Source organism: Aquidulcibacter sp. (assembly GCF_044346625.1).
GTDB lineage: Bacteria > Pseudomonadota > Alphaproteobacteria > Caulobacterales > Aquidulcibacteraceae > Aquidulcibacter.
In genome coordinates, this window is the sequence record NZ_JBIIYV010000126.1 from 1 (window position 1) to 4,956 (window position 4,956).

Below are 4,956 nucleotides of genomic sequence, written 5' to 3' on the forward strand. Positions count from 1 at the left end.
AGAGCTGTATCACCGCCGACAAAGGTCTGAACCAAGGCCGAGCGGTTGAAGCGCTTGCCGTTCATCATGACAAGAACCTGATCTCCCGGCAAACCGCGCAAGTTTGGCGAACGCACGAAGGTACCCGCATCGGCAATCGTATTCTGGCTGGCAAAGAAGGATGGAACGACGTTTTTGACCGCATCAATCACGCTGATGCTGGACTGGCTCGCGATTTCAGACGCGCTAATCACGCCAACAGGGGAAGCCGAGGTTGCAACAGAACGGTCGGTCCGCCGGGTGCCCAATACGACGACGGTCTCAACTTCTTTAGGTTGTGCTTCAGCTGCAGGGGCGGTTGTCCCTTGGGCAAATGCAGGCCCTGAAAAGAGCGCAAAAGCCGACACCAGGCCGCTTGTGAGCAATAGTTTCTTATGTAACCAATTCTTATTCGTGTTCATGTCTTGAAAGCCCCCGGGAAGAAAGTCACACAACCTGTGCGGATACCGGCCGCAAAAGGCAGATTCCGCAACTCAGTGTGCACGGTCCAACTGAAACAGGCTCTGCCGACACGAAACAGGTGAATTGTCACATGTTTGCCGCTTTTCCGTCACAATCGCGTGAGGCACCGGTCTGAACGCGCGGGTAAGTCAAAGCGGAGGCAACCTAAGTAGAAAAAGCTCGACGCGCGGTCTGGGCCTTCGCAGGTGATTGAGCGAGGACGCGCAAGGCTCTTGCGTCCCTAGCCCCGGTCAGACTATCGATGGGGGATGAGCATTCAACTAGCCATAGCCGGGGCGGCCGGTCGCATGGGTCGGGCTTTAGTCGCCGCGGCGTGCAGCGACGATGGCCTTGAAATTGTCGGCGGCAGTGAGCGGCCGGGTAATCCAGCGCTGGGCGCGGACTTAGGGGTGTTGGCGGGCGGCGATGCTTTGGGCATTGCTTGCGTTGATAGCCCGGTTGAAGCCGCCCAAGCAGCGCAAGTCTGGATTGATTTCACCGCGCCGGCTGCCTCGCTGTCGGCGTTGTCAGCGCTTAGAGACACAGGCGTAAAGGCCATTGTGCTGGGCACGACGGGGTTTGAGCCTGCTCAAGAGGCCCTGATTACGCAAGCCGCCCACCACTTTTGCATCGTGCGCAGCGGCAATTTCTCGCTCGGCATCAATCTGTTGATGGGCCTTGTGAAGCAGGCTGCAGAGCGGTTGGGCCCTGACTGGGATATTGAGATTTTTGAAGCCCACCATCGCCGGAAAGTCGATGCACCCTCCGGCACGGCCTTGATGCTGGGCCAAGCTGCCGCCGATGGCCGCGGGGTATCCCACACCGAGATTGCTGCCTATGACCGCCATGGTGTTACCGCCGCCCGCAAGTCTGGCGAGATCGGCTACGCGGTGGCCCGTGGTGGCGGCATCATTGGCGACCATGAAGTGATGTTTGCCAGCGAGGATGAAGTCATCCGCTTCAGCCACTCCGCCCTCAACCGCGCCATCTTCGCCAAAGGTGCCCTCGCCGCCGCCCGCTGGGCCGCTGGCCATGGCCCCGGCCTTTATACCATGTCGGATGTATTGGGGTTGTAGGGGGAGCGACCGAGCGTCCTGTTCACGCGGGCAGCAGCCGACGGCTTGATACGATCGCGCCCAACTGGCGCAAGGTCTTGCCATTCACGGAAACGGTCGTGTGGGCAGCCCTTATGGCCTCAAACTCTAATGCGATGCCGGAATAGCCATCCACATTGGGATAGCCAACAACAACCAGAACATCCCAGTCCGGATCAGTGCCAGTTGAACGCAGCAGCCGATACTCTGTCATCAGGCCCTTTTCGACAGCGATCTTGTCCATCTCGAACCAGTTTTGCGTGATGAAGCGGCAGAGCGACTCGGTGTCGCCATCCGTGGCTTTCAGGAACGTCAATTCGACGGATGCTCCGTCAGGCAAAACCGCTTTTGCTTGCACCGGGGCTGAGGGTGCCAGCGCGAGCGCCGCCATGATTCCCAAGCCTAACTCCCGCTTCGAACTTTCTACCATATCACCACCTCAAGAGCGCTCTAGCCCCAAGCGTCGGGCACCGCCGCAGACATAAAATTGGCCATAGTTATCCCGTAAGGTCAATCCCAGGTTGGATTAAATCGGCTTCACAATAAAGAGCTTAAAAGCGCATTGTCTAAGGGCGCGTTGCGGAGCTTTCATTGCACGGAGCAACGCGCAACTGCGGCGATACCCCGTAAACTTGGAAGCTGTCCCGAAGCCGGTGAAGAGGTGTTTTCCCCTGGAAGCGCTTTGGTGAAACATAGTTTCCACCCAAATGGGTCCAGATGAAAAGGGTTCTGCTCCGCGCGCTTAATGTCCGTAGAGCCAGTTATCCGACGGCTTCAAGGCTAGCGGAGTGCGCGCTCGGGCCGCTCCTAAGTATAGGCTGCGCCATTAGGTGCCAAAAGGACTGACCAATCCCTACATCACCCCCGCCCGCAACAAATCATGCAAATGCAAGATTCCAACAGGCTTCTCCTGATCATCAACCGCAAACACGACCGAACGGCCGGACTGGTTGAGTTCGGCGAGGGCTTCGGCGGCCAGCGCGTGGGGGCTGACGACCATGGGGCTGGCGGTCATGACGTCGGCCACTTTGAGATGGGCGAAGTCGGCGCCGGCTTTGCGGCGCACGTCGCCATCGGTCACGATGCCGATCAAGCGGTCTTGGCCGTCGATCACGCCGGTGCAGCCAAAGCGCTTGGCTGTCATGATGAGGAGGGCTTCCATCATCGGCGTGGTCTCGCGCACCAGCGGCAGCTCGTCGGCCTTGTGCATCAGGTCGGCGACGGACTTCAGCATTGCACCCAGTTTTCCGCCGGGGTGATAGACGCGGAAGTCGCTGGCGGTGAAGCCGCGCCGCTCCAAGAGGGCAACCGCCAACGCGTCGCCATAAGCAATTTGCATGGTGGTAGAGGTGGTGGGTGCGCGCGTCTCGCCACAGGCCTCAGGTGCTTCCGGCAAGAGCATCAAATAATCGCCGGCTTTGCCCAGTACGGATTCGGCATTGGCAGTCATGGCGATGATGGGGATTTTGAAGCGCTTGCCATAGGCGATCATGTCCGACAGTTCGGGCACTTCGCCGGATTTGGAGAGGATCAGCAAGATGTCATCGGTGCCAATCATGCCCATATCGCCATGGCTGGCCTCAGTCGGGTGGATGAATTGGCTGGGCGTGCCGGTGGAGGCCAAGGTCGCAGTGATCTTGCGCGCCACATGGCCAGACTTGCCAACGCCCGCACAGATCAAGCGGCCCTTCATGGTGCCGACTTTTTCAACGATGGCGGCAAACTCCGCACCGATGGAGGCGTGCAAGCGGCGCAGACCCTCCATCTCCACGTCAAGGACGCGGTGGGCAGCTAGGATGGCGGGTGATTGGCTCATGGGGAAAGCTTTCGTGCTTTTTGGTTTTAATTCGGAAGGGCGGGGGCTGTGTCGGCCTTGGCGAAGATGATGGCTTTGACCTCTATGCCGCCCTCGCCGCCCTGGACGCTGGGCCAGATCGCAAGCGCGCGCGGCTTGGCCTTGGTTGCGGGCAAGGTAAAGGTCACGCTTGTAAAAGCCGGGCCAATCGCCTGCTCGTTCCACGTGACAGGGCCTTCGGTGACAAAGCCAATCGCCATGGATTTGGCGGGCAAGCGGGTGGTGGATTTGACGATCACCCGCACGGTCGTGGCACCCCCGACAAAATGGGTAGCCAAGGCCTCGCCAAAGTTCAAGCGAACCCCTTTGGAAAATCGGGCATCGGGGGCCAAGGCACTGGTTGCCGTCATGCGAACGCCTTCAAGATCGCCGCGTGGTCCGGGCGGGGCCATAATTGGGAACCCCTCGGCTGGACGTACTTGCGCCAGTTCTGCCCCTTCAACCACCCAGCCCAAATTGGTCTGCCGCCCATCGACCGGCTGTCCATGCGTTTGCGCCAAGGGCAGGACCGCGATACCGATCAGTGCTGCTGCTAAGGCGACCATCAGGGCGAAGAAAAAAGGAAAGCGTTGCATGAGATTGTTCTTGCCTGTGCGCGCTTCTACCTGCAAGCCTCAAAGCCTGCGAGGTCTTTCCCGCGTGGCGTTAGACTGTGTCGCACCTAGGTTGCAAGAAAGGCGAGAGCGTGACCCGTTACCCCATCGACCGTTTGCCGGTCACCTTGATGTTTCAGGACCAGTCTGGCTTCAAAGAGACCTATGGCGGCAATCAGGATTGGGTTTTGTGTGAGGGCCAATTCCTAAAGCCCAAGGATGGCCCGCCATGTAAAACGATCGTCCTGTTCATGCACCCGTCGGGCACAATGAATTACCTGCCCATGCCGATTGCTCTGGCCCATGCAGGTATCCCGGTCATGACATGCGGGTCGCGCTATCCCCATAATGACACGGCCTTGATCATGGAGAAGGTGCTGATTGATCTGGGACGCTATGTGCGTCACGCCAAGACAGTCTTGGGCTTTGAGAAAGTGGTGCTGGCAGGCTGGTCGGGTGGCGGCTCGCTATCGCTCTTCTACCAATCCCAAGCCGAAAACCCGACGATTGAGGCAACCCCTGCGGGCGATCTGGTGGATATTCCAGGTGCGGGCCTCATCCCCGCTGACGGGGTGATGCAATTGGCCGCCCATGTCAGCCGCGCCATCACTTTGTCGGAATGGATTGATCCGGCCATTTTGGATGAACTCCATCCAGACAAGCGCGATGCGGCACTGGATATTTATGCGCCAGATGCACCCCATCAGCCCCCCTTCTCAGACGCCTTCCAAGCCCTCTACCGAAAGGCACAACGCGACCGCATTGCCCGCATCACAGCGGACGTGCGCCAAAGGCTTGAGGACTTCAAAAAGCGGGGCGAGGCCAATCGCGAGCATTGCTTTGTGGTTCACGGCACGATGGCCGATCTACGCTGGTTGGACCCTACAATTGATGCAAATCAGAGGCGGCCAAACTGGTGCTATATGGGTGACCC

Annotated in this window: 6 protein-coding genes; 2 read left to right on the top strand and 4 right to left on the bottom strand. The window is 59.1% G+C overall.

Annotated elements, in window-relative coordinates:
* Nucleotides 1-440, bottom strand: a 440-nt coding sequence (locus ACIQ20_RS15790; RefSeq protein ID WP_395781989.1) for a TonB-dependent receptor plug domain-containing protein, incomplete at its 3' end; no start/stop codon positions are given.
* Nucleotides 441-749: 309 nt separating this feature from the next.
* On the opposite strand from ACIQ20_RS15790, the gene dapB reads away from it, so the two are divergent.
* On the top strand, nt 750-1,556 hold the full coding sequence (gene dapB, locus ACIQ20_RS15795) for a 4-hydroxy-tetrahydrodipicolinate reductase (RefSeq protein ID WP_395781991.1): 807 nt from the start codon (nt 750-752) through the stop codon (nt 1,554-1,556).
* A gap of 22 nt (nt 1,557-1,578) precedes the next feature.
* Here the strand turns inward: dapB and ACIQ20_RS15800 are convergent, their stop codons facing one another.
* From ACIQ20_RS15800 to ACIQ20_RS15810, 3 genes are all read right to left on the bottom strand, one after another.
* Nucleotides 1,579-2,004, bottom strand: a complete 426-nt coding sequence (locus ACIQ20_RS15800) for a hypothetical protein (RefSeq protein ID WP_395781993.1) — start codon at nt 2,002-2,004, stop codon at nt 1,579-1,581.
* A gap of 423 nt (nt 2,005-2,427) precedes the next feature.
* Nucleotides 2,428-3,390, bottom strand: coding sequence for an SIS domain-containing protein (locus ACIQ20_RS15805; protein WP_395781995.1), 963 nt, complete (start codon nt 3,388-3,390; stop codon nt 2,428-2,430).
* Between the two features lie 26 nt (nt 3,391-3,416).
* Nucleotides 3,417-4,004, bottom strand: coding sequence for a hypothetical protein (locus ACIQ20_RS15810; protein ID WP_395781997.1), 588 nt, complete (start codon nt 4,002-4,004; stop codon nt 3,417-3,419).
* Between the two features lie 110 nt (nt 4,005-4,114).
* Between ACIQ20_RS15810 and ACIQ20_RS15815 the strand changes: the two genes are divergently transcribed.
* A partial coding sequence (locus ACIQ20_RS15815) for an alpha/beta hydrolase (RefSeq protein ID WP_395781999.1) occupies nt 4,115-4,956 on the top strand: 842 nt, incomplete at its 3' end.